This window comes from Bradyrhizobium sp. CCBAU 53340, assembly GCF_015291645.1.
Lineage (GTDB): Bacteria > Pseudomonadota > Alphaproteobacteria > Rhizobiales > Xanthobacteraceae > Bradyrhizobium.
The window spans coordinates 5,908,761-5,933,900 of the sequence record NZ_CP030055.1 but is presented as its reverse complement, the minus strand read 5'-3'; the positions used below and the strand labels follow the sequence as shown (position 1 = coordinate 5,933,900).

At 64.4% G+C, this 25,140-nt stretch carries 23 protein-coding genes; 11 read left to right on the top strand and 12 right to left on the bottom strand.

The genetic code is table 11. From position 1 onward, the window contains the following. Positions 1-107 precede the first annotated feature (107 nt). From XH89_RS27975 to XH89_RS27945, 7 genes are all read right to left on the bottom strand, one after another. Positions 108-464: a response regulator transcription factor gene (locus XH89_RS27975; protein WP_194463584.1), complete on the bottom strand. Its 357-nt coding sequence runs from the start codon at positions 462-464 to the stop codon at positions 108-110. Between the two features lie 28 nt (positions 465-492). Continuing rightward, a complete protein-coding gene (locus XH89_RS27970) occupies positions 493-837 on the bottom strand; it encodes an HGGxSTG domain-containing protein (protein ID WP_194463583.1) in 345 nt (114 codons plus the stop codon). Continuing rightward, positions 834-1,430, bottom strand: coding sequence for a hypothetical protein (locus tag XH89_RS27965; RefSeq protein WP_194463582.1), 597 nt, complete (start codon positions 1,428-1,430; stop codon positions 834-836). Before XH89_RS27965 ends, XH89_RS27970 begins: the two co-directional genes overlap by 4 nt. Positions 1,431-1,757: 327 nt before the next feature. After that, complete coding sequence (locus XH89_RS27960; protein WP_194463581.1) at positions 1,758-2,717, bottom strand: lytic transglycosylase domain-containing protein; 960 nt, start codon at positions 2,715-2,717, stop codon at positions 1,758-1,760. Positions 2,718-2,896: 179 nt separating this feature from the next. After that, a complete protein-coding gene (locus XH89_RS27955; RefSeq protein WP_100179281.1) occupies positions 2,897-3,172 on the bottom strand; it encodes a hypothetical protein in 276 nt (91 codons plus the stop codon). Between the two features lie 80 nt (positions 3,173-3,252). Further along, positions 3,253-4,110, bottom strand: a complete 858-nt coding sequence (locus XH89_RS27950) for a VOC family protein (protein ID WP_194463580.1) — start codon at positions 4,108-4,110, stop codon at positions 3,253-3,255. A gap of 147 nt (positions 4,111-4,257) precedes the next feature. Further along, positions 4,258-5,451 carry a urate hydroxylase PuuD gene (locus tag XH89_RS27945; protein WP_194468655.1) on the bottom strand — a complete coding sequence of 398 codons (1,194 nt, stop codon included), beginning with the start codon at positions 5,449-5,451 and terminating at the stop codon, positions 4,258-4,260. Positions 5,452-5,657: 206 nt separating this feature from the next. On the opposite strand from XH89_RS27945, the gene XH89_RS27940 reads away from it, so the two are divergent. Then, the gene (locus tag XH89_RS27940; protein WP_194468654.1) at positions 5,658-6,962 is read left to right on the top strand and encodes a sorbosone dehydrogenase family protein; all 1,305 of its coding nucleotides are present in this window, start codon (positions 5,658-5,660) and stop codon (positions 6,960-6,962) included. A 33-nt stretch (positions 6,963-6,995) separates the two neighbouring features. On the opposite strand, the gene XH89_RS27935 is transcribed toward XH89_RS27940, so the two are convergent. From XH89_RS27935 to XH89_RS27925, 3 genes are read right to left on the bottom strand one after another with little or no spacing between them, the layout of a single operon-like run. Beyond that, complete coding sequence (locus tag XH89_RS27935; protein WP_194463579.1) at positions 6,996-7,796, bottom strand: SDR family NAD(P)-dependent oxidoreductase; 801 nt, start codon at positions 7,794-7,796, stop codon at positions 6,996-6,998. A 1-nt stretch (position 7,797) separates the two neighbouring features. Then, entirely contained in the window at positions 7,798-8,352 is a 555-nt protein-coding gene (locus tag XH89_RS27930) for a carboxymuconolactone decarboxylase family protein (RefSeq protein ID WP_194463578.1), read from the bottom strand. Between the two features lie 14 nt (positions 8,353-8,366). Continuing rightward, positions 8,367-9,179 carry an SDR family NAD(P)-dependent oxidoreductase gene (locus XH89_RS27925; protein ID WP_194463577.1) on the bottom strand — a complete coding sequence of 271 codons (813 nt, stop codon included), beginning with the start codon at positions 9,177-9,179 and terminating at the stop codon, positions 8,367-8,369. A 222-nt stretch (positions 9,180-9,401) separates the two neighbouring features. Here XH89_RS27925 and XH89_RS27920 point away from each other — a divergent pair, with 222 nt between their 5' ends. Genes XH89_RS27920 through cyoD form a run of 4 tightly spaced genes read left to right on the top strand, consistent with a single transcriptional unit; the run spans position 9,402 to position 13,252 of the window. Beyond that, the gene (locus XH89_RS27920; RefSeq protein WP_194463576.1) at positions 9,402-10,235 is read left to right on the top strand and encodes a cytochrome ubiquinol oxidase subunit II; all 834 of its coding nucleotides are present in this window, start codon (positions 9,402-9,404) and stop codon (positions 10,233-10,235) included. After that, the gene (gene cyoB / locus XH89_RS27915) at positions 10,225-12,225 is read left to right on the top strand and encodes a cytochrome o ubiquinol oxidase subunit I (RefSeq protein WP_194463575.1); all 2,001 of its coding nucleotides are present in this window, start codon (positions 10,225-10,227) and stop codon (positions 12,223-12,225) included. The genes XH89_RS27920 and cyoB overlap by 11 nt, the downstream gene beginning before the upstream one ends. After that, the gene (locus XH89_RS27910; protein WP_194463574.1) at positions 12,225-12,866 is read left to right on the top strand and encodes a cytochrome (ubi)quinol oxidase subunit III; all 642 of its coding nucleotides are present in this window, start codon (positions 12,225-12,227) and stop codon (positions 12,864-12,866) included. The genes cyoB and XH89_RS27910 overlap by 1 nt, the downstream gene beginning before the upstream one ends. Then, complete coding sequence (cyoD, locus tag XH89_RS27905; protein WP_194463573.1) at positions 12,863-13,252, top strand: cytochrome o ubiquinol oxidase subunit IV; 390 nt, start codon at positions 12,863-12,865, stop codon at positions 13,250-13,252. Before XH89_RS27910 ends, cyoD begins: the two co-directional genes overlap by 4 nt. Positions 13,253-13,466: 214 nt before the next feature. Here cyoD and XH89_RS27900 read toward each other — a convergent pair whose 3' ends face one another. Continuing rightward, a complete protein-coding gene (locus XH89_RS27900) occupies positions 13,467-14,255 on the bottom strand; it encodes a thermonuclease family protein (RefSeq protein WP_194463572.1) in 789 nt (262 codons plus the stop codon). 200 nt (positions 14,256-14,455) lie between these two features. Here XH89_RS27900 and XH89_RS27895 point away from each other — a divergent pair, with 200 nt between their 5' ends. From XH89_RS27895 to XH89_RS27880, 4 genes are all read left to right on the top strand, one after another. Then, on the top strand, positions 14,456-16,054 hold the full coding sequence (locus XH89_RS27895; RefSeq protein WP_194463571.1) for a GMC family oxidoreductase: 1,599 nt from the start codon (positions 14,456-14,458) through the stop codon (positions 16,052-16,054). Between the two features lie 7 nt (positions 16,055-16,061). Further along, positions 16,062-16,511 (top strand): hypothetical protein, encoded by a 450-nt coding sequence (locus XH89_RS27890; protein ID WP_194463570.1) that lies wholly within the window; start codon positions 16,062-16,064, stop codon positions 16,509-16,511. Between the two features lie 91 nt (positions 16,512-16,602). Continuing rightward, entirely contained in the window at positions 16,603-17,622 is a 1,020-nt protein-coding gene (locus tag XH89_RS27885) for a S1C family serine protease (protein WP_194463569.1), read from the top strand. A 58-nt stretch (positions 17,623-17,680) separates the two neighbouring features. Continuing rightward, on the top strand, positions 17,681-19,405 hold the full coding sequence (locus tag XH89_RS27880; RefSeq protein WP_194463568.1) for an FAD-dependent oxidoreductase: 1,725 nt from the start codon (positions 17,681-17,683) through the stop codon (positions 19,403-19,405). A 110-nt stretch (positions 19,406-19,515) separates the two neighbouring features. Here the strand turns inward: XH89_RS27880 and XH89_RS27875 are convergent, their stop codons facing one another. Beyond that, positions 19,516-22,992, bottom strand: coding sequence for an indolepyruvate ferredoxin oxidoreductase family protein (locus XH89_RS27875; protein WP_194463567.1), 3,477 nt, complete (start codon positions 22,990-22,992; stop codon positions 19,516-19,518). Between the two features lie 162 nt (positions 22,993-23,154). Between XH89_RS27875 and XH89_RS27870 the strand changes: the two genes are divergently transcribed. Further along, positions 23,155-24,108: a hypothetical protein gene (locus tag XH89_RS27870; protein WP_194463566.1), complete on the top strand. Its 954-nt coding sequence runs from the start codon at positions 23,155-23,157 to the stop codon at positions 24,106-24,108. A gap of 333 nt (positions 24,109-24,441) precedes the next feature. Beyond that, a complete protein-coding gene (locus XH89_RS27865) occupies positions 24,442-25,131 on the top strand; it encodes a cysteine hydrolase family protein (RefSeq protein WP_194463565.1) in 690 nt (229 codons plus the stop codon). Positions 25,132-25,140: the final 9 nt, after the last annotated feature.

Here is a 25,140-nt window from a genome sequence, read left to right as displayed (position 1 = left end):
TCGAAATCGCGTTCGTTCAAGCAGCCCCCCGTCGAGACGCTGCGCCGACAGCCGGCGTCTGGCCGGATCCAAGGACAACGCCTGCACGCGATGTCAGCAAAACGTCTCTACTGTCTCGCTTCCGCCAGAAGCGCTGTCGGGTAGACCGGCTTGGTGAGGAACTTTGCGCCGGGCGGCAGCGGCCGGGGTAGCGGACGACCCGAGATCACGATGATCCGCGTGTTGGCGTTCTGCTGCTGGGCGAGGTGCGCCAGTTCCACCCCATCCATGTCCCCGACCAGATTGATGTCGGTGACGACCAGGGATGGGTGCCGTGCCTTGAGTGCCAAGGCGGCGGTCTGAGCATCCTCGCACTGGAGCACCTCGAAATTGCTCTCCTCGAGCAGCAGCGCGAGCATCTCGCGCTGAATGTCGTCATCTTCGACGACGAGCGCGGTCGGCCGGATCGGCTTTGACTGGCCCATGATTGCACCTCTCTGGCACTATCATTTGTTAAGTGCGAAGGGGCGAATCCGTTCCCGGCGTGGTGCATCCGGTTTCGCTCTCGCGTGGGTTGCGGATGGTGTCCGAAGCCGCCGGCAGCCTGCGCAGCAGATCCTCAGCGTCCTCAAGCACGGTGCGCACGAACCTCCGCTCCTCGATCGCCTCGCTGGTGAAATAGCCGTGCTTGACGGCATTGCTGTTTCCACACGGCGCCCCCGATCCCCATGCGCCGCCGTGCATGCGGCAACGCATCCTGCCGCGCAGCGCCGGGGCGCGGCAAGCTTCACCATTGCGCGTTTGCGCGCCGCAGCGTGGACTGGACCGCATTGTGGCGACGTTGCGCGGGTGGCTCATGCGGTGGCCACTTCAGCCAGGCCCGGCTGCGCTGCGATCAAGCTGGCGTGTTGGGTGAAATGGCCGACCACCGCTTTGCCGCCGTCCTGCACCGACAGGTTCTGCACCGTGATCGCGCAGGCGCCGTTGCTGCGATGACGGTTCAGGGCTTCGACCTGGGCTGCATAGGTGCGGGCCAGCCGGGTCAGCGCGCGCGTCAGGCTCTCCTGCTGCGTCACGTCGTCGGTGCAGGCGAGGCGGCAGGCGCAGCGCATTGTCGCGATCTGGATGCTCACCATCTGCGCCGCCAGCATGGATTCGAGCGAGTCCTTTGGCGCGATGCTCTTCAGCATCGAGACCATGAAGGAGAGATTGCCCTGGTCGGGCTTGCGCGCGACCGCGCTGGCTTTCACCAACTGGCTCAGGATGCCGTGCAGCGCGTCGCGGTCGGCCGCGCCGAGCGCCTCCGCCAGCAGCTTTTCGCCGGTCGGCGCATCGGGATGGTCGATCACGATGCGGTTGCGGCGGAGCCTGACTTTCGGGCTTGCGATGAGGGCGGCACGGTCGTCGACCGCGATGGGCATCGTCTCGATAGTCGTTGGTAATGTCGTCATGCGAAGTGTCCTTTTGCCGGCGCAGGCTCGGGCTTGCGGCGCGAAGCCGATCGCGCGCCTGCTGTCGCGGCGGTTGAGATTTTCAGGTTGTGATGAGGCGTTGTCGCACTGCCGGGTCGAGCGCGCCCATCATCGGGCGGGGCTGGACACGGGCTGATGGCGCGATGATGCCATCATGCTCCTGTTTTGCCCGACGAATCAAAATGATTTTCTGAAATTCAGCAGTCGCCCGCCCGCAAGCGCCGCTCTGACGGGGGCGCCGGCTACTGTGCATGGGGTTGTTTTCGCGTTTTGGGATGGCGGGGCGCCCAGCCTCCCGAGGCCGAGCTAGCCCGACGACCGTTCACGCGCCGCGACGCGGATGACGCGTGACCTGGCGCCCTTTGCTGCGCGCGTCGCGATCATGCTGCGCGCCTTGCCACGGCTCGACGCGTTCTTGCGGAGCAGGGAGACGAGGCGCTTGCGGGCGCGATTGGCCGAGAGCCGCGCCGCCAGTTGCTCGGCCTTGCGGATGATCATGGCGGTGGAGGGTGCGAGGTTCGCGGGGACCCAGGCGACATCCCTCGTCTTGGAGAGGCTGCCGACGCCTTCGCAGGGCGCTTCGCGCGGCAGGTCGATCCGGATCGCCAGCGCGTCCGAGCGCTCGATCCAGTCCTCGGCCTTGGTGCCGGTGATGATGCGGACATAGTCGCGCGTCTCGCGCGGCAGCTCGCTCTCCTTGGCGAGCCATTTCTGGATGCGGCCAGGGCCGGCGTTGTAGGCGGCCGCGGCGAGGCCGAGATTGCCGAAATCGTCGCGGAGCTTGCGCAGGAACTTTGCCGATGCGGGCAGCGCCTTCATGGGATCGAAGGGATCATCAAGCCCCATTTCAGCAGCGGTCTCCGGCATGAACTGCGCAACGCCTTGCGCGCCGGCCTGGCTGACCTCGTTCGACTTGAAGCGGCTCTCTTGCCAAAGCAGGCGGGCGAAGAACGGCACGGGGATGCCGCTCTCCTCGGCCGCTTCCTTCAGGGCACGGCAGAATTGCTCGGTCGGTGAGGGCGGAGGCTCTACGGCAGCTTCGACTGCGGGCTCCGGCTCGATCGTTTCTTCATACGAGGCGCGCGCATTGGCGAGCTCGATGGCCTGCACGCTCGCAAGAAACATCTCGACCAGAGGAACCAGCGAAGGCGCGCGATCGGCCTTGGGCGTTGCGATCTCGAAGCTGGAAGGTTGCCAGGTTGGCTCCGGGCTGACGTCGCACATCAGAAGCAGGAACGCAGCGCAAGCCGCGACGAGAAATCGCATCTCGGTAAGAGTCCTCGAACTGTGGGAGAACGACCAGCGGGTGCCGGTGACAAGGACTTCTTAACCGTAATTGCGGCGAAGCTGCGATTCCGCGGGAGAGCAGGTGTTAGTACGGTGTTCCGGCCGTGGGAACGCAATCGGGTTCCGCGGTTGGGAGCGGTCTTGAAGAAGGCGGGCGCTTACGCCTTGGGGAAATCCTTGCGCATCGCGATCTCGGCGGCATCGCCGGGCGACAGCACGGTCTGGTCGAAGGCTGCTTGCGGCTTCGTCATGATGTCGTACAGCGAGATGCCCTTGATGGGCTTGCCCATGAGCTCGCGGACGCAATCGGCGAGCGTGCCGTTGTAGACGAGATAGGGCGGACCGCGGTCCTTCTGCCGCTCGCCCTTCAGCGACGGCCACTTCTTCAGCTCGGCCGGCGCGTCGTAAGCGATCGGCGATCCCTCTTTGAACATGAGCGTGGTCCCGGGCGGCTTGGACTTCGGGGGGAATCCTAGAGCCGCCAGGTAAACGCGCGTTAAAGAATTGCTTCCAATCAGCCGGCAATGAAGGCGAGCAGGGTGCCGTTGGCCTTGGCTGGAGGCACGACGATGGCAGCGCCGCCGCGGACACCGGCCGGGCCGAGGGCCTTCTCGGTCGCTGCGAGATCGCCACTGACGAGCACGAGGGCCGCACCGCCGCGCCCCGAGAGGCCAGCGAGCGGCACGCCGGGATAGCGTTGGCCGAGCTGCTCCAGCGTCAGATAGACGAAATCGGCGCGGCCGCCGCCTGATGTCACCGTGACCGCACCGTCGGCCGCCGCCTTCGGCTCGCGATCGATCAGCCGCGCTAGATGCGCGGCTTCCGCTGCGGGCTCGGGCGCTGCGATCAGCACCTGGCTGATCCGCTTGGCCGCATTGGCGTGTTTCATCAGCTCGGGGATCCACACCGTCTCGCGCGTCTTGTGCTGGCAGGCGAAGATGCGCACCCCGCCGGGCGCTTCCGCGGTCGGCCACATGAAGGTGCGGAATTTGGCGGCCGAGACCGCGCCATCAGGCAAGGTCACCGGCCGCTCGAAATCGGTCGGACCGATCGGCGTCAGGCCGCGCGCGCGGATCTCCTCGGCGCCTGCAGCGGAATCGACCGCGGTGAAGGCGATGCGCTCGATGCCCTCGCCCTGCCGCTCGAGATAAGCGCGCGCCGGCGCGTTGTGTTCGGTTGGCGCCAGCACGCCAAGCAGCTCCATATAGTCGGGATCGAACATGATGGTGTAGTTGCCGGTGCCCATATGCGCGCTGTGGGTGCCGCGCGGAGAGAGCGTGAAGCCGAGCTGGCGATAGTTTTCGGCGGCCTTGTCGAGGTCCTTCACCATGACTACGGCGTGGTCGATACCGATGATGTTCTTGAGGGCCACTGTGACTTCCCCGAATGCAAAATGACTTTGGACGGCCCGCGCAGCCGCTCGTCCTGTCTACGCCGGATGGACGATCAAGTCATTTTCAAATCGGCGAAAGATCCGGAATTTCATTCCGCGAAATGCCGCAGCGGCGCGCTTTCGGGGTCAGCGATCCTGCTCGCCGATATAGGCGGCGAGGACGGCGCGCTCCTCGCTGGTCATTTCCGTGACGTTGCCCGGCGGCATCGCGTTGGACCAGGCCGCGACACGGCCGATCAGACGGATGTTGCGGTGGATGTGCTCGGGGGCGTCGAGCAAAATGCCCTTCGGCGCGGTGACGATGCCGGCCCAGACCGGCTCGGCCGCGTGGCACATGCTGCAACGGGACATCACGATCTCCTCGACATTGGCGAGGGTCGGCTGCGCCGACAGCGCGCCGCTCTTCACCTCGCGCGGTCCGGCTGCCGAGAGGAAAAGAATCGCGATCGCGCCGGCTGCCGCGATGCCCCATACCCACCACGGCGATTTGCGCCCGGCATGCCCTTCATTGAAGAAGTGGCGGATCACCGGCCCCAGCGCCAGCACGATTGCGACGATGATCCAGTTGAAGCGGGTTGCGTAGAGCAGGGGGTAGTGATTGCTGATCATCAGCACGACGACCGGCAGCGTCAGATAGTTGTTGTGGACCGAGCGCTCCTTGCTGGTCTTGCCGAGCTTCGGATCGGGGGCCTGGCCCGCGATCAGGCTCGCGACGATCTTCTTCTGGTTCGGGATGATCACCGCAAAGACGTTGGCGACCATGATGGTGCCGATGATTGCGGCGATCTGGTTGAAGGCGCCGCGGCCGCTCAGCACATGAGTGAAGGCGTAGGTGAGCGCCACCAGGAACAGATAGCCGCCGATGGCGAAGGGCAGCTCGCGCTGTGCCAGCCCCGTGCGGCAGGCGGTCTCGTAAAGCAGCCAGGCCAGCGCGAGGCTGCAGAAACTGAACAATCCAGCCTGGACCGGCGTCAAGTCGAGGACCGATTTGTCGATGAGGAACAGATCGGCGTCGAGATAGTACACCACCACCATGAGCGCGAAGCCGGACAGCCACGTGGTGTAGGCTTCCCATTTGAACCAGGTCAGCTCGTCCGGCACCTGGCTGGGGGCCACCAGATATTTCATGATCCGGTAGAAGCCGCCGCCATGGACCTGCCAGGCCTCGCCCTGCACGCCATCGGGCAGGTCGCTGTTGGGCTTGAGGCTGAGGTCAAGGGCGATGAAATAGAAGGAGCTGCCGATCCAGGCGATCGCCGCCACCACGTGCAGCCAGCGCAGCAGCAGGCTCGCCCATTCCGATACGATCGATCCCCACATAGTCATCCCATCAATCGCGACGTCGGTGCCGCAGCTTTGATGACCGCAACCGGCGGTCGTGCCCTTACAATGTGTTGCACCGATCCGCGCCGTTTTCCAGTACGATGGGTCGCACCATCTGCACATCGTGCGGGCACGAGCTGACTTGGGATTTGGCAAATGAAGTCCGGGAGGAAGCTGACGTGATATCTCGCGTTTCGCGCATGATGGTGCCCGCATGGCTCTTGGCCGCTTGCGTCGGCGCGCAAGCCGAGACCGTGCTGCAAGGCAAGGATGCCTATGGCAGCTGGCAGGCTGACAAGCCCGGCACCGTCAGGCTGATCCGCCCGCAGGATTTGGTTAGACCGGGCGCCTCGCCCTCGGTCTCCAATCCCACGCGCTTAACCGCACGTGGCAGTGCGACGCCGCAGGTGCCCGAAGGCTTCAAGATCGATCTGCTGGCTGACGGCCTGTCCAATGCGCGCGTGCTGCGCGTCGCGCCGAACGGCGACATCTTCGTTGCAGAGACCGGACCCGGGCGCATTCGCGTGCTACGTCTCGGGGAGGACGGCACCAAGGTTGCGACCAACGAAGTTTTTGCCAGCGGGCTCAGCCGTCCTTTCGGCATCGCCTTCTTCCCGGACGGCGACAATCCGCGATGGGTCTATGTCGCCAATGCCGGCAACGTCGTTCGCTTTCCCTATCACGCCGGCGACCTGAAGGCGTCGGGCAAGCCCGAAATCGTGGTCGCGAACCTCGCGCAAGGGTGGGGGCATTCCACCCGCGATATCGTGTTCACGCCGGACGGCAAGCGCATGCTGGTGTCGGTCGGCTCCGCCAGCAATGTCGCCGAAGGCATGGGGAGCCCGCCCGGTGGGCTGGAGTCCTGGTCGCGTACGCAGGCGCTCGGAGCGTCCTGGGGCTATGAGGCCGAACGCGCGGCGGTGCTCTCCTTCAATCCGGATGGCAAGGACCGCAAGCTCTATGCCACCGGCATCCGCAACTGCGTGGGCCTTGCGATCCAGCCGCAGACCGGGCTGCCCTGGTGCTCCACCAACGAGCGCGACGGCCTCGGCGACGATCTCGTGCCCGACTATGTCACCAGCGTGAAGGAGGGCGCCTTCTACGGTTGGCCGTGGTTCTACATCGGCAGCAATGAAGACCCGCGTCATGCCGGCGCGCGACCGGACCTCAAGGACAAGGTGACGGTGCCGGATGTGCTGGTGCAGCCGCATTCGGCCTCACTCGGGATGACCTTCTACCAGGGCACGCAATTTCCATCCGAATACCAGGGCGACGCCTTCGCGGCCGAGCACGGCTCCTGGAACCGTTCGAAGCGAACCGGCTACAAGGTGATCCGCATCAGGATGAAGGACGGCAAGCCGACCGGAGAGTACGAGGATTTCGTCACGGGCTTTGTCGTGAACGACACCCAGGTGTGGGGACGGCCGGTCGGGATCGCGGTGGCGAAGGATGGATCGTTGCTAATCTCCGAAGATACCGGCGGCACGATATGGCGGGTGACGCACTGATGTGGCTTCAGCCTTCGAGGAGAGAAGATGGAGCTACCCCCGCCTCACACTCGCCCCGCCATCCACCGGCAGCGTCACACCCGTGATGAAATTCGCCTCGTCCGAGGCCAGGAACAGCGCGGCGTTGGCGACGTCCCACGCCGTGCCCATCTTCTTGCGCAGCGGCACCTTGCTGTCGCGCTCTGCCTCGACCTCGGCGCGGGTCTTGTGCCATTCGCGGGCGCGGGTGTCGACCGCCATCGGGGTGTTCATCAAGCCCGGCAGGATGACGTTGGCGCGGATGCCGTATTCGGCGTTCTGGTAAGCGAGCTGCTGGGTGAACGCGATCATCGCCGACTTCGTGGCCTTGTAGGCAACGTAAGGATAGGTGGTGATCGCCGCCATCGAGGAGATGTTGATGATGGCGCCGCTTCGCTGCGTACGCATGATCGGGATGACTTCCTTCGCTGCGAGAATGCAGCTCTTCAGGTTGATGGCGACGACGCGGTCGAACGCCTCCTCGGTGATTTGAAGCAGCTCGGCATCGCCGCCGGACAGGCTGACGCCGACATTGTTGTGCAGTATATCGATCCGGCCCCAGCGCGATTGCGCGTCCGCGACCATCGCCTTGATGTCGGCAGATTTGGTCACGTCCGCCTTGAAGGCCGCGCCGGCGCCGCCCTTCTCAGCGATCATCGCGACGGTCTCCTGCGCCGACTCCATGTGATGATCGACGCACAGCACCTTGGCGCCCTCTCGGGCGAAAGTGAGCGCGGTGGCGCGGCCGTTGCCCATGCCTTCGCCGGGGCTCTGGCCGGCGCCGACCACGATCGCAACTTTGTCCTTCAAGCGCATGTCAGTTCACTCCCGGGATCGGGTACTGCTCGAGTACCTCTTTGTAATACGGCTCATTGTCGATCTTCATGGTGGCGAGCACGCGCACCACGCCGCAATAGAAAGCGATGGTCAGGACGAGGTCGACCATGTGCTCGTCGGAGAGGTGTGCTTTGATCTCGGCGAAGGTCGCCTCGGACATTGCGAGATCGCCCACCATCTCGCGGGCGCCTCTCAGAATGGCCTTGGCGAGCGGCTCGAGCTTTGATGGCTTGTCGGCAGTCTCCGCCATCAGGCCGGCGATGTCCTCGTCTGTGACGCCGAACTCCCTGCCGATCTTCACGTGATGGGTGAATTCGTATTCCGATTTCTCCATCCATCCGACCTGGAGAATGGCGAGTTCGCGCAGGCGCGGATCGAGCTTGCTCTTGAAGCGGATATAGCCGCCAACGCCGTTGAAGGCCCGCGCCATCTCCGGCGAGTTGACCAGCAATTTGTGCAGATTGGTGTTGCGCTTGAGCATGTCGCGATATTCGGGCGCGACCTGGTCGGCCTCGAGATAGGGCAGGCGGGCCATTTTCCTTGTTTCCTCTAGTGCTCTTGTGACTCGCGCTCGGGTGCCTGCAACGTCACGCCGCCGTCGATCACCAGCACCTGGCCGGTGATGTAGCGGGCAAAGTTGCTGAGCAAGAATTTGACGGCGTGGCCGACGTCCCAGCCGGTGCCTTCGGTCTTGAGCAGGGAGGCCTTGGCGCGGTTGGCGCGGGCCTGCTCGCTCATGCCGCGGGCATAGACCATCGGCGTGTACATCGGTCCCGGGCAGATGCAGTTGACACGGATATTGTCGCGGCCGTGATCGACCGCCATCGCGCGCGTGAGGCCGATGATGGCGGCCTTGGAGGTCGTGTAGGTCGTGAGCCCGCGCGGACGCAGCGCCGAGATCGACGAGATGTTGACGATCGCGCCGCCCTTGGCGGTCTTGATCATGGCGGGGATCGCATGCTTCGACAACAGGAACATGGTCTCGACATTGACCTGCATGATACGGCGATATTGCTCCACCGCCTCGTCGACCACACTGCCGCGGCTGCCGATGCCGACATTGTTGTCAAGGAAATCGAGCCGGCCCCAGCGGTCGAGCGCGGCTTCGACCAATGTCCGGCAATCGGCTTCGCTGGTGACGTCGCCGCCATGGGCTGCGGCCGTGCCGCCATCGGCCGTGATCATCTCGACAGTGCGCTCGGCGAGCTTGATGTCGCGATCGGCGACCAGCACTTTGGTGCCAGCGCGGCCGAGCAGGATTGCTGCAGCGCGGCCGTTACCGATCCCGTCGCCTGCGGCGCCGCCGCCGCTGATCATCGCCACCCTGCCGGCGAGGCCGGCATCGTCCTCAGGGCCGTTCATCTCGTGCCATCCCGATATTTTCGAGCAAACTAGCAATGGCGTGCAGAGGTGAGAAGGCCGGTCGCCCCGCGCCGATGTCATTGACATCGCACGGAATTGCATGCCGCCGGACGAGATTGCCCACGTGCCTGAAGGAACCGACCTCACGCGATCGCGTTTGTTGCGGAGTCTTCTCCCACGCTAGGCTCAATCCCGGGGCTCCCAACCGCCAGTGGCTTGCCGATGAATCTGCTCGATCCACAAGGCCCTGTGGCTGCGGCCAACAGCACCATTCTGGTCGATTCTGTCTTCATCATGCTGGCGATCGTGGTGCCCACCATTGTCGCGATCCTGGCCTTTGCGTTCTGGTTTCGGGCGTCGAATCCAAAAGCGCGCTTCCAGCCCGACTTCGTCTATTCCGGCCGCGTCGAAATGGTGGTGTGGGCGATCCCCGCGCTGACTGTGATCCTGCTCGGCGGCGTTGCCTGGATCGGCTCGCATCAGCTTGATCCGGCAGCTCCGGTGCCGGGCACCGGCAGTCCGGTGCGGATTCAAGCCGTATCGCTCGACTGGAAATGGCTCTTCATCTATCCGGACCAGCGCATCGCCACGGTCAACGCGCTGACGGTGCCGGCCGGCGCCGAGCTGAATTTTCAGCTGACGTCGTCGAGCGTGATGAACGTCTTCTTCATCCCGCAGCTCGGCAGCATGATCTACACGATGAATGGCATGGTGACGAAGCTGAACCTGCGCGCCGACAATGAGGGCAAGCTGCAGGGCCTGTCGGCGCATTTCTCCGGCGACGGCTTCCCGGACATGATGTTCGACGTCAACGTGATCTCGCCGCTGTCATTTCCGGACTGGGTCGCGTCCACCGCCAAGACCGACGCCGTGCTGAACGAGGACAGCTACAAGAAGCTGATGCAGCAGGGCACCGAGAAGGGCAGGCCGAGCTATCGTTTGGAAGATCCGCGCCTGTTCGATCTGATCACAACCCAGCACATTCCGCCGGGGCCCGGCCCGGAACGCGTGTCCGATGCCGGCCGTGCCCACAATGGAGGCGTTGATGCTCGGTAAGCTCGATTGGTCGGCCATTCCGTTCGATCAGCCCATTCCGCTCATTGCTGGCGCCGTGGTGCTGGTCGCGATCCTTGCGGTGCTGATCTGGGTCATCGTGAAGGGCCATCTGCCCTATCTCTGGCACGAATGGATCACGAGCGTCGATCACAAGCGCATCGGCGTCATGTACATCCTGCTGGCATCGGTGATGCTGCTGCGCGGCGGCAGCGATGCCATCATGATGCGGATCCAGCAGGCGATCGCCTATCAGTCCCAGGGCTATCTGCCGCCGGAACACTACAACCAGATCTTCTCGGCGCACGGCACCATCATGATCTTCTTCGTGGCGATGCCATTCGTGATCGGGTTGATGAATCTCGTCGTGCCGCTCCAGCTCGGCGTCCGCGACGTGGCGTTCCCGACGCTCAACTCCGTCGGCTTCTGGCTGACCGCGACCGGCGCGCTGCTGGTCAATCTGTCGCTCGTGATCGGTGAGTTCGCGCGCACCGGCTGGCTCGCCTTTCCGCCGTTGTCGGAACTATCTTATTCGCCGGGTGTCGGTGTCGACTATTATGCCTGGTCGCTGCAGATATCCGGCGTCGGCACCTTGGTCGCCGGGATCAACCTTGTCACGACCGTGCTGAAGCTGCGCACCAAGGGCATGAACTATCTGCGAATGCCGATGTTCTGCTGGACCACGCTGGCATCGAACCTCCTCATCGTCGCGGCGTTCCCGATCCTCACCGCAACCCTCGCGATGCTGCTGCTCGACCGCTATCTCGGCTTTCACTTCTTCACCAATGAAGCCGGCGGCAACGTCATGATGTTCATGAATCTGATCTGGGCCTGGGGGCATCCCGAGGTCTACATCCTGGTGCTGCCGGCCTTCGGCATCTTCTCCGAAGTGGTCTCGACCTTCTCTGGCAAGGCGTTGTTCGGCTATCGCTCCATGGTGCTCGCGACCATGGCGATCTGCGTCATCTCCTTCATGGTCTGGCTGCATCATTTCTTCACGATGGGCGCAGGCCCTGATGTCAACGCCATCTTCGGTATCGCCAGCATGATCATCGCGGTGCCGACCGGGGTGAAGATCTACAACTGGCTGTTCACGATGTATGGCGGCCGCATCCGCTTCGCGACGCCGATGTTGTGGGCGGTCGGATTCATGGTCACCTTCATCATCGGCGGACTGACGGGCGTGCTGGTCGCGGTGCCGCCCGCGGACTTCATGCTCCACAACAGCATGTTCCTGGTGGCGCATTTCCACAACGTGATCATCGGCGGCGTGCTGTTCGGTGCCTTTGCCGGCTTTGAATATTGGTTTCCCAAGGCATTCGGTTTCCGTCTCGACGAGCGCTGGGGCAAGCTGGCGTTCTGGTTCACCTTCACCGGCTTCTATATCACCTTCGTGCCGCTCTATGCTGCCGGCATGCTCGGCATGACGCGGCGCTTGCAGCATTATGACGTTGCGGAGTGGCGACCGTGGATGGTCGTGGCAGCGCTCGGGATGGCCGTGCTGACGATCGGGGTGATCTGCCAGATCATGCAGCTCGTGGTCAGCATCCGCAATCGCGAGGCGTTGCGCGACCGCACCGGCGATCCCTGGGATGGCCGCTCGCTGGAATGGGCGACGTCCTCGCCGCCGCCTGTGTTCAACTTCGCCTTCTATCCCGATGTCCGGGGTGAGGACGCCTATTGGGACATGAAGAGCCACGCTCAGCAGCAATCGTTCGAGCATGAAGTGCCCGAATATCACGACATCGAAATGCCCCGGAATTCGCCGACCGGGTTCATCTGCGCGTTCTTCGCGAGCATCATGGGCTTTGCGCTGATCTGGCACATCTGGTGGATGGTGATCCTGGGCGGCATCGGCGCGTTCGCGACCTTCGTGGTGTTCGCCTGGCGCGACCATGACGAATACATCATTCCCGCCGATGAGGTCGCCCGCATCGATCGGATCAATCTCGAGGAGCGGCGCAGCCTCGTCAGCATGGCGGGAGCGATCTGATGTCGATGACCGCGACCGTCGGCCATGCGCACGCCGATCCCCATCACATTGGTATCGTCATCGAGCATCCCGGGCCCGCGCCGAAACGGATCGTGACCGCCTACGGCTTCTGGGTGTTCCTGCTCTCCGACATCGTGATGTTCTCCTGCTTCTTTGCGGCCTATGCGGTGCTGGTCAGCCAGACCGCCGACGGCCCCAAGGGTTCGGAGATTTTTGAGCCCCACAACGTGGCGATCGAGACGGTTTGCCTGCTGCTGTCGAGCTTTACCTGCGGCATGGCCGGCATCGCCGCCGACGTACGCAACCGGTTCTGGTTCTATCTCGGCATGGCCGTGACCTGCGTGCTCGGGCTGATCTTCCTCGCCATCGAGTTCAGGGAATTCGCCGACCTCGTCGCCCGCGGCTATGGTCCGTCGCGCAGTGCCTTTCTGACCGCGTTCTTCTCGCTGGTCGGCTGCCATGGCCTGCATGTGTCGGCCGGCGTGCTCTGGCTGCTCACCATGATGGCTCAGGTCTTTGCCAAGGGCTTTCGCGCCGACGTTCTGCGTCGGATGATGTGCTTTGCGCTATTCTGGCACGCGCTCGACATCATCTGGGTCGGGGTCTTTTCCGTCGTCTACCTGCTCGGAGGTGGCGCATGAGTGATCAGACGCATATGCATGTCGAACATGACATCGCCCCGGGAGACGAAGAGCAACATAGCGTCGGCGAGCGCATCCTCGGCTATGTCGTTGGTCTGGGTCTGGCGCTGCTGCTCACCGCGACCTCGTTCTTCATTGCCGGTACCGATCTGGTCTGGCAGCCGTCGATCCCGGTCGCGCTGGTCGTGCTCGCGATCGCGCAGATGGGGGTGCATCTGGTGTTCTTCCTGCACATCACCACGGGGCCTGACAACACCAACAATGTGCTGGCGCTGGCCTTCGGTCTGCTGGTCGTCTTCCTGGTGGTCGGTGGCACCGTCTGGATCATGGCGCATCTGAACCAGAACATGCCGCCGATGGATCAGTTCATCCGGATGCACAGCTAGCGCTGCACAAAAAAGAAGAGCCGCTTGTTGTGACAAGCGGCCCAAGTCTAGGGAGGAAACGCCCGAGCAAGGACAATCCGATGAGGATCGTCTGCCAAGGAAACGCTCGCGCGAAGCGCTTGCGTACACATATAGGTGCAGCAACTCGCGTTTCAGTTCAATTCCGGATCAATACGGTCTCGGACTACCACTCACGGGTGCGTGAACCAAAAGTTCACTTTGGCCGGCGGCAATTATAGGCCTTGCGGAAGCCCGAGGCCTGGGCGTCGTCCTCCGAGCAGAACCAGCGGTCCGGCTTGGTGGTCGCGGCATAGCTCGGGCAGCCCCTCAAGTGATAGATGCCGATGTTGCCGGTGACGCGGGCGCGCACCGCGAGCTTGCCCTTGATGGCGCAGCTCGGCGGCGCGGTCAGCTCCTCCGGAAACAGCACCGCGCGAATCTCCTTGTCGCGGTCGGGGCGGCAGGCGGCGCCGAGCAGAGCGCCGTCCTTCTTGCCGGTGCGGAATTCTTGCGGTGCAACAAAGCACCCTTTCCAGATGCCCGCAGAGGCCGCCTTGGCCTCGGCGGCTGCCGGCTTGACGTTGGCCTTGAGCGGCTCACGCGCGATGGCAAAGCCCAGCCTGACCATTTGCTCGTTCAACGAGACCTTGTCGCCCTCGACCGTGCAGATCGCGCGGTGGCGCTTGCCAAAATTCTTCTCGGGACCGACGTCGTCACAGCGCACTTGCTTTCCGCCGATCAGCTTGGTGAGCTGGTCGCGGGCCTCGATGCCGCAGGTCCAGGGATCGGCGTGGTCGTCGATGCAGACCTGGTCGAGCTCCGGCGCATCGACGCCGTCGAGCCGGTAGGTGACATCGCCAAGCTGGATCGAATTGGCGTCCCGGACCGTCGCAGCCGCGGTCAGCGCGGTGGCGGGGCTGGAAGTCCCCAGGAATCCGGACAGAGCGAGAAACACAGCGAGCGCCAAGGCGCGGGCGGCGGCCAATGAATTCCTTGAGGACATAATTTCTCGCCATCGATTGCTCTTGCCCCTCGTTCCTAGCATCCGAAGGTCGTCAGACCAATGGTCTGCGCTGTGCGAAGTGCGACATTCGCGCGCCAGCCTTTACTCGCCGGTCGGTCTGCCCCTATCGTTCTCAGGCTTTGTGAGCCGTGATGGCCGAATCGCCCGGGAAGTGGCGAGGGCGGGAGGAAGGCGTTTCGATGAAAGACCCCGTGGACGTCCTGATCATCGGCGCCGGCGCATCGGGCGCCGCGGTCGCGTGGTCGCTGGCCGAGACCAAGATGCACATTCTCTGCCTGGAGCAGGGCGGCTGGATGAACCCGGCGGAATATCCGAGCACGGGCCGGGACTGGGAGGCCAAGTTCTTCGGCGAGTGGTCGTCGAGCCCCAATGTCCGCGGCAGGCCCGAGGACTATCCTGTTAACGACGACAATTCGCCGATCAAGGTCGTCAATTACAATGCGGTCGGCGGCTCGACGGTGATGTACACCGCGCACTGGCCGCGCCTGCATCCTTCCGATTTCAAGGTGAAGACGCTCGACGGCGTCGCCGACGACTGGCCGATCGACTACGACGCCCTGACCCCGTTCTTCGAAGAGAACGACCGGATGATGGGGACATCGGGCCTGTCAGGGGATCCGCTGTCCCCGCTGACGCATCCGCCGATGCCGCAGCAGCCGATGGGATTGTCCGGCGCCATCGTCGCCAAGGCCATGAACAAGCTCGGCTGGCACTGGTGGCCATCGGACACGACGGTCGCGACCATGGATTATGAGGGGCGCGCGCGCTGCATCAATCTCGGCCATTGCACGCCGGCCTGCGCGCAGGGCGCAAAATCCTCGACCGACATCACCTATTGGCCGCATGCGGTCCGCGCCGGTGTCGAGCTGCGCACGCATTGCCGGGTGCGTGAGATTACCACTGATGAGAACGGCATGGCCTCGGGCGTGGTCTATTACGACAAGGACGGCGTCGAGCAGTTCCAGCCCGCGCATGTCGTGATCATCGCCTGCAATGGCGTCGGCACGCCGCGGCTGTTGCTCAACTCGAAATCCGACCGTTTCCCGAACGGCCTTGCCAATTCGTCCGGGCTGGTCGGCAAGAACCTGATGTTCCACCCTTACGCGCAGATCTACGGCTATGTGAAGGAGCCGACCGACTCCAATCGCGCGCCGCCGACCTGCCTGTGGAGCAAGCAGTGGTACGATACGGATCTGTCGCGCGGCTTCGTGCGCGGTTATGGCGTTCAGTTCGTGCGCGGGGCAGGGCCGGTGTTCGAAGCCGTCGTCAGCGAGCAGAAAGGCATTCTGCCGTGGGGCGAGGATCATCACCGCGTCTTCCGCAAGCTCAACGGTCATCGGCTCGGTTTCTCCGCGATCTGCGAGGACCTGCCGGAGGAGCATAACCAGGTCACGCTCGACCCGGTGCTGAAGGACGCCCACGGCATTCCCGCGCCGAAGATCGACTACACGATCTCCGAGAACAGCCGGAAGATGATGGAGCATGCGCTCGCCCGCGGCCGGGAGGTGCTCGAGATGGCGGGCGCGACCGACATCTGCGTCAATTCGCCGATCCCCTGGGGCGGCTGGCATCTACTGGGCACGGCGCGGATGGGCACAGATCCCAAGCGCTCCGTCGTCAACGAATGGGGCCGTACGCACGACGTCAAGAACCTCTTCATCGTCGACGGCAGCATCTTCGTCACCTCGGGCGGTGTGAACCCGACCTCCACCATCCAAGCCCTTGCGCTCTACATCGCCGACCAGATGAAGCAGCGCCTCGCCAATCTGTTCGACTGAGGCCGCCATGACCGCTGACAATCAACTGACGCGCGCTCAACGCGACGACCTCCGCACCATCGCCGCGATGATCGTGCCCGCCAGCGACGCGTACAAGGTGCCCGGCGCCGACGATCCTGCGATCCAGGCCGACATGTTGGCGACGCTCGGCCGCGATACCAGGCCGGTGGCGGCGGCGCTGGATTATCTGGCGCGGCTGGCGGGTCAGCCGCTCGCGGAGCTTGATGCCGCCAGGCGCGATGCGGTCGCGCAGGAATTTCGCAAGCGCGGCGGCGCGGCCGCGGCAACGCTCGTGCGCGTGGTGCTGCAATGCTACTACCGCGACGACCGCGTGCTGCGCTCGCTCGGGCTGGAATTGCGTGCGCCGTTTCCCAAGGGCCACGTGCTGCCGGACGGCGACTGGTCGCTGCTCGATCCGGTCAAGGCCAGAGGCGGCACACTGCGGCGCGCGCCCTAGCCATGTGGGCAGTCCAGCCTTGCCCCCCGGGCAGGCACCTTGCGCCCGGTGGAACAGGCCACCATCTGTGTGAGCCTCAAGGACTTTTGCCATGCTGGATTTCACTTCAGATATCGTCGATGACGCACCGTCATCGCGAACGACAGAATCTGCCCCGGTCGATGACCGGGCCCTGCTCGACGCCTATTCCAATGCCGTGATCGATGTGACCGACCGCGTCGGTCCCGCGGTCGTGCGCGTCGAGACCGGGCCAAAGACGCCGAATAGCCGCGAGCGCGGCGGGCTCGGCTCCGGCATCGTGATCTCGCCTGACGGGCTCGTCCTCACCAACAGCCACGTGGTCGGCTCCTCCAAGGAGATCCGGCTGCGGGACGTCGAAGGTCATGTTGGCGATGCGCGAGTGCTGGGCGTCGATCCCGATACGGACCTCGCACTGCTGCGCGCCAACGGCGTGCGCGATTTGCCCTATGCTGCCCTCGGCAATTCCAAGACGCTGCGGCGCGGCCAGCTCGTGATCGCGATCGGCAATCCGCTCGGCTTTGAATCGACCGTCACCGCCGGTGTGGTTTCGGCGCTCGGGCGCTCGATCCGCTCGGTCAGCGGCCGCACAATCGAGGACGTGATCCAGACCGATGCCGCGCTCAATCCCGGCAATTCCGGCGGGCCGCTGGTGTCGTCGAATGCCGAGGTGATCGGCATCAACACCGCGATCATCAACGGCGCGCAAGGCATCTGTTTCGCGGTCGCCAGCAACACCGCGCAATTCGTGCTGTCGGAGATCATCCGCCACGGTTACGTCCGCCGCGCCTTCATCGGGGTTGCCGGGCAGACCGCGCCGGTCCTACGGCGGCACGCGGTGCTGGCCGGCGTCGAGAACAAGATGGGCGCGCTCTTGATGCAGATCGAGCAGGACGGCCCGGCGGCGAAGGCCGGCCTGGTGCCCGGCGACGTCGTCATCAGGCTCGACGGTGTTGAGATCAACGGTGTCGACGATCTGATCCGCGTGCTCGATCGCGACCGGATCGGCCGACGGCTCGCCATGGACGTGTTGCGGCTCGGCCGCCTGCGGGCAATCGATATCGATCCGATCGAGCGTAAGCCGGGCCGCTAGCTGCGGGCCTTCTGGCGGGGTATGACGGTGTCATGCCTTGCCTTCGGACCCTCGCCGCATGATGCCGGCACATGAAACCTACGACGTCATTGTCGTCGGCGCGGGCGCCGGCGGCATGACCGCGGCGGCCGTCGCGGCCGCCGAAGGTCTGCGCGTGTTGGTGATCGAGAAAACCGCCTTTGTCGGTGGCACCACGGCGTGGTCCGGCGGCATGGTCTGGATTCCCGCCAATGGCAAAATGAAAGAGGTGGGGCTATCGGACAGCATCACGGATGCCGTCCAATACCTGTCGAGCACCGTGCCCGAGCCCACCAATGCGGGCTTGCGCGCCGCTTTCCTTGCGCGAGGACCGGAGGCAGTCGCTTATCTCGAGGCCAAGACCGAAGTCCGTCTCCAGCCGGTGAAGGTCTATCCGGACTACTATCCAGAGCGCCTGGGCGCGACATCAGGCGGGCGCGTGCTTGAGCCGGTTGCGTTCGACGGCACGCGGCTCGGAAGGGCTTTTGCGCGACTGCGACCACCACTCCCCGAGTTCACGCTGTTCGGCGGAATGATGGTGAACAGGCTCGACATCCCGCATCTGCGCCGGATCGGAAAATCGCTGCGCTCGACCTTGCGCGCGGCGCGGCTGGTCTCCGAATACGCGTTGCAGCGGCTCCGCAGCCCGCGCGGCGCGACGCTGCATCTCGGCAATGCGCTCGCCGCGCGGCTGTATGCTTCGTTGCTGGCTCGGCAAGTCGAGGTTCTCTTCAGCGTCGATGTCGGAGACCTGTCGATGCAGGGCGATCGCGTCACAGGGATCACAATCCGTCACGGCTCGCGCGATCGCCTCATCACCGCGCGCCGCGGCGTGGTGCTCGCGACCGGCGGCTTCTCGCACGATGCCATCTTGCGCAAGCGCTTCTTCCCTGCGGCAGCCGGGTTGGTCTCGGCAACCAACAGCGCAGGCACGGGCGATGGAATTCGCCTGGCAATCGCAAGCGGTGGGACGCTCAACAGGGACGCGACCAGCCCGGCCTATTGGGTACCAGCCTCGCTGTTCCGCCGCGCCGATGGCAGCCGTGGCGTGTTTCCGCATACGGTGACGGATCGCGCCAAGCCCGGCGTGATCGCCGTCAATGGCGCCGGCCGGCGCTTCGTCAACGAGGCGCTGTCCTACCATGAGTTCGTGCTGGCCATGCTGCGCGACGGCAATGGCGAACCTGAGAGGCCATTCTACCTGATCTGCGACCGTCCTTTCCTGTGGAGCTACGGCCTCGGCCGCATCAAGCCGTTCACGCGCCGTGTCGGGCAGTACGTGGCGAGCGGAGAGTTGGTCGAGGCGGCTGACATTGCGCAACTCGCGGCCAAGATCGGCATCAAGCCCGCTGTGCTCGCGGCGACCATCGCGGCCTACAACGATGGTGCAAAGGATGGCCGCGATCCCGAGTTCGGTCGTGGCAGCACGATCTACCAAAGGCACCTTGGCGACGCCGCCCACAAGCCAAACCCCTGCGTCGCACCGATCCTCTGCGCGCCGTTCTTCGCGATGCGTATCTATCCGGCCGATCTCGGTACGGCGATCGGCACGACGGTCGATACGCAGGCGCGCGTGCTCCGCGAGGACGGCACGCCGATCGCGGGGCTCTACGCCTGCGGCAACGACATGGGCTCGATCATGAATGGGAATTATCCGGGGCCGGGCATCACGCTCGGACCGGCGCTGACGTTCGGGTATATCGCGGGGCGGCATCTGGCGGAGGGGGCGGCGATAGCGCCGAGTACCGCGAAGGCGGCTGTATGAAGGGCGCGTTCGCCTCATCCACGTCATTGGATCCCTCTGCGGAGGCAGCCTGGATTGCTTCGTCGCAAGGGCTCCTCGCAATGACGCGTGGAGAGAGTGTGCTCTGACCTCTACTCCGCCGCCGCAGCAAACCGGCTGTTTTCCAGCTCCGCTTCCAGCCGGGCCCTCTCGGCCGCAGCCAGCTTGATGTTGGCTTCCTTGACATGCCCGAAGCCGCGGATGGTTTCCGGAACACGCGCGAGCCGCGTCAGCAGCGGGATCTGATCCGCCCTCAGGCCCGCCACCCGCTGGTCGATCATGCCGAGATAATCCTCAACCAGCTTCCGCTCGGTCCGGCGCTCCTCGGTGCGGCCGAACGGATCGAACGCGCCGCCGCGCAGGAATTTCATCTTCGCCAGCACGCGAAACGCGTGGATCATCCAGCCGCCGAATTCCTGCTTCTGAAGCCGTCCCGTCGTCTTGTCGCGCTTTGCGAAGATTGGAGGTGCCAGATGGTACTTCAGCGTGAAGTCGCCGTCGAATTTCTCGGACACTTTCTTGGCAAAGCTGCCGTCGGTGTAGAGCCGCGCGACCTCGTACTCGTCCTTGTAGGACATCAGCTTGAACAGGTTTTTTGCCACCGCTTCGGTCAGCTCCGATGACCCGGGCGAAGCGGCCGTTTCCGCCTTGCGCACCTTGGCAATGGCGGCGAGATACCGGTCCGCATAGGCCTTGTCCTGATAGCCGGTCAGGAACTCGGCACGCGTGGCGATGATGTCGTCGAGCGACTTAGTCGGCGCGGAGGCCCGGCTCTTGAACTGCAGCACGCTGCGCACGCGCGACATGTCGTGGGCGGCGAGGCGGCCCCAGGTGAAGGCGAGCTTGTTCATCTCGATCGCGGCACCATTGATCTCGATGGCGCGGAGCAGGGCCTCCAGCGACAGCGGGATCGCGCCCTTCTGGAAGGCGAAACCGAGCATGAAGGGGTTGGTCGCGATGCTGTCGCCCATCAGCGCGGCGGCAATGCCCGTGGCGTCGATGATGTCGAGGTTGTTGTCGCCGACGGCGTCGCGCAGCACGGTCTGCATCGTGCCCATCTCGAAATCGATGTCGGGGTTTTGCACGAAGCTCGCGGTCGGCTGCAGATCGGCGTTGATATAGGCCTTGGTCACGCCGCGCTCGGCGCGGCTGAGCGCCGTCGGGCCGGCCGAGACGATCATGTCGCAGCCGAGGATCACATCCGCGCCGCCGGTGCTGATACGGACCGCCGAGATGTCCTCGGGCGTCGGGGCGATGCGGACATGGCTCATGACTGCGCCGTTCTTCTGCGACAGGCCGGTGAAGTCCAGTGCCGAGCAGCCGCGGCCGTCGACATGGGCGGCCATGCCGAGCAGGGCGCCGATGGTGATGACGCCGGTGCCGCCGATGCCGGTGACGAGGATGTTGTAGGGCCCGTCGAGCTCACGCGCTGGCGGCAGCGGCAGATCGGCAAACAGCTGCCCGGAATCGACCGCCGAAGTCTTCATCCGCTTCAGCGAACCGCCGTGCACGGTGACAAAGCTGGGGCAAAAGCCTTCGACGCAGGAAAAGTCCTTGTTGCAATTGGACTGGTCGATCTGGCGCTTGCGACCGAACTCGGTCTCCAGCGGTTGCACCGAGACGCAGTTGGACGCCTGCGAGCAATCGCCGCAGCCTTCGCAGACCAGCTCATTGATGAAGGCGCGCTTGGCCGGATCCGGATAGAGCCCGCGCTTGCGGCGGCGGCGCTTCTCGGCGGCACAGGTCTGGTCGTAGATCACGACCGTGAGGCCCTTGATGTCGCGCAGCTCGCGCTGCACGGCGTCGAGCTCGCGGCGGTGATGAATGGTGGCACCTTGCGGGAAGTAATTGCCTTCAGGGTACTTGGTCGGATCGTCCGAGACGATCGCGAGCCGCTTGACGCCCTCGGCCCAGACCTGGTGCGCGATCTGCGCGACGTTGAAGGCGCCTTCGGCCGGTTGTCCGCCGGTCATCGCGACGGCGTCGTTGTAGAGGATCTTGTAGGTGATGTTGATGCCGGCGGCGGAGGCGGCGCGGAGCGCGAGCAAGCCCGAGTGGGTGTAGGTGCCGTCGCCCAGATTCTGAAAAATGTGCTTCTCGGTGGTGAAGGGCGACTGGCCGATCCAGTTCACGCCCTCGGCGCCCATATGCGAGATCAGATCGGTGCGGCGGGTCGGCATGCTCAGGGCCATACCGTGGCAACCGATGCCGGCCATGGCGCGGCTGCCCTCCGGCACGCGCGTCGATGTGTTATGCGGGCAGCCCGAACAGAAGAACGGCGTGCGCGCTAGCTTGATCTGGGTGCTTGTCGTAACAGGATTGTCGAAAGCCTCGAGCCGGGCGAGGCGCTGCTCCAGCACCGGGCTGTGATGGCCGAGCTTGCGCAACCGCGCCACCAGCGCGCCCGCGACGATGGTCGGCGTCAGCTCGCCCTCGCTCGGCAGCAGCGGCGCGCCGCGCTCGTCGCGTTTGCCCGTGATGGTCGGACGCCGCGACGCGTCGATATTGTAGAGAATGCGCATCAGCTGGTCTTCGATGAAGCCACGCTTCTCCTCGACCACCAGCACGTCCTGCAGGCCTTCGGCGAAGCGCCTGGCGCCGCTTTCCTCCAGCGGCCAGGTCAGCGCGACCTTGTAGATGCGCAAGCCGAGATCTTGCGCGTCCTTGTCGGTGATGCCGAGGTCGGCGAGTGCCTGGCGCAGATCGAGATACGCCTTGCCGGTCGCGACGATGCCGAGCCGGGCCGGCTTGGAATCGAGCACGATGCGGTCGAGCCGGTTGGCGCGGGCGAAGGCCTGCACCGCCGCCATCTTCGGGCCGAACAGGCGCTTCTCGGCCTCCAGCGGCGGATCGGGCCAGCGGATGTTGAGGCCGCCGGGCGGCATCTCGAAATCTCCGGGGAGCACGATCTTGATGCGTTCGGGGTCGCTATCGATCGACGCCGAGCTCTCGACGGTCTCGCTGATCGCCTTGAAGCCGACCCAGCATCCGGAAAATCGCGACAGTGCAAAACCGTAGAGCCCGAGATCGAGATAATCTTGCAGCGTTGCCGGGTTGATGACGGGGATCAGTGCCGCCGCGAACACCTGCTCGCTCTGATGCGCCAGCGTCGAGGACTGGCAGCCGTGGTCATCGCCGGCGAGCGCGAGCACGCCGCCATTGAGCGAGGTGCCGGCGGCATTGGCATGCTTGAGTGCATCGACTGAGCGGTCAACGCCGGGGCCCTTGCCGTACCAGATGCCGAACACACCATCGACCTTGGCGCCGGGAAACAGGCCGACCTGCTGGCTGCCCCAGACGGCGGTTGCTGCCAGATCCTCGTTGAGGCCCGGGACGAAGGCGATGTCGTGCTGCTGCAAATGCGACTTCGCGCGCCACAGCGCGTGATCGTACATGCCGAGCGGGGAGCCGCGATAGCCGGAGATGAAGCCGCCGGTGCTGAGTCCCTGGAGCCGATCGCGTTCGCGCTGCAACATAGGCAAGCGGACCAGGGCCTGGGTGCCGGACAGGAAGATCCGCTTCGATTCGAGCCGGTATTTATCATCCAGCTCGACCTGCAACAGCGTCATTTCGGGAGTCCTTGTCGTCGCATCAGGTGGGAATTTTGCGCCGCGGAAAGATCGGCGACTTGCGAAGCGGATGCGGCAGTCAAAAGCATGGAGCACCGAAGTCAATATCGCTGGCCGCATCCGTGGCGGGCCTGCTAGTCATGGCTGCCTGTGGAGAAGCCTATGACAGCGAACGCGTTCAATACCGAGATCACCGAAACCGCCGAGGCGTTGATCGGCCCGTGGCGTCAGCCGCGCCAGATGCTGCACGCGCAGGTTTACGATGCGCATGCGTCCATCCATGACGATGCCACCGCGCAGAAGCTCGGGTTCAAGGGCGGCACCATCGAGGGGCCCACGCATTTCAGCCAGTTCGCGCCGCTCGGCGCGCGGCTGTGGGGACGGACGTGGTTCGAGAGCGGTTGTCTCTCTGCGCATTATCGCAACGCCTGCTTCGAAGGCGAGGACGTGCAGGCGATCCTGTCGAAGCCGCTGCCCGGCACCAGCCAATGCCAGATCCAGATGGTGAAGCGCGACGGCACCGAAGTGCTGCGCGGTACGGCCTCGGTCGGCGACCCCCACGCCGCGACGGCGCTGGAGACGCGCCTCACCGAGCTCAAGCCGCTCACCGATCCCGTGATCCTGCGCGAGGTGAAGGTGGCGCAGACCAGCAAGCGGCAGCCGGTGCGGATGGCGTTCGACCAGAACATGGGCGACCTCTATCCGTTCTCCCTCAGGCAAAAGCTCGCTGTCATCACCGAAAACTCGCCTTACTATTCCGCCGCGGACAATCCGTGGGGCAGGGCCATCATCCCGATGGAAATGCTGAGCGTGCTCTTCCAATATCGCTCCAAGGACGATCCGCTGCCGGCGAAGGGACCGGCCGTCGGACTGTTCGCCGACCAGGAGATCCGGCTGGCGAAGGGGCCACTCTTCGTGGACGAAGAGTATGAGGTCGAGCGTGAGGTCGTCGCACTGTCCGGCAGCCGTCGCACCGAAAGTGCCTGGGTGAAGACGCGGGTGTTCGACAAGGCAGGTGCGATGGTCGCGACCATGCTGCTCAACATGGCGACGCTGAAGGACTCTTACGCGCCGTATGAAGAAGAGCATCGGCGGCTGTATGGGGCGGGGCGGTAGGGGCAAAGCTTCGCCCAATTACTCCGCTCGTCATTCCGGGGCCACGCGAAGCGTCGAGCCCGGAATCCTAACCACGATCGGGAGTATGGATTCCGGGCTCGCGACTTTGTCGCGCCCCGGAATGACGGGTGGAGAGTGCACGACCGCCGCTCATCCTTTAAGCAAATGCACGTCGCAAAGCCGTCGCACAGGGAATAAGCAGACGTCGATCACCGGCGTAACTGTCTGACTGAAAAGCAAATTCGCTCGCCGCCCACGCCTTCCTGCAATTGTACACAATGGCACGACGCTTGCAGAACTCTCCTCAAAGAGAGTTCTCGCGGGGCCTGCGTCATGTTGAACTCAACCAAGCCAACACTGGGCGTCATCAGCGCCGAGCCCGAGCCGATCAAGCTTGACTGGTCGTCGACCGCGCTCGTGATCATCGACATGCAGCGCGACTTCATGGAGCCAGGCGGCTTCGGCGAGACGCTCGGCAACGACGTCAGCCAGCTTGCGCGCGCGGTAAAGCCGATCGGCGCGGTGCTGAAGGCCGCACGCGACACCGGCATGCTGGTGATCCATACCCGCGAGGGACATCTGCCTGATCTGTCCGATGCGCCGCCGGCAAAAGTCGAGCGCGGCGCGCCGTCCTTGCGTATCGGCGATCCCGGCCCGATGGGCCGCATCCTCATTCGCGGCGAGGCCGGTCACGACATCATCCCCGAGCTCTATCCGCTCGACAGCGAGGTCGTGATCGACAAGCCCGGCAAGGGCGCATTCTACGCCACCGAGCTCACCGATGTGCTGGAGAAATACGGCATCGAGAATCTGCTCGTGTGCGGCGTCACCACCGAGGTGTGCGTCAACACCACCGTGCGCGAGGCCAATGACCGCGGCTATCGCTGCGTCGTCATCTCGGATGGCTGTGCATCCTACTTTCCCGAGTTTCACGAGATGGGCCTGAAGATGATCAAGGCCCAGGGCGGCATCTTCGGCTGGGTCGCAACCTCAGCCGCAGTCTTGGAGGCAATGAAGGTCTAGACCACACAG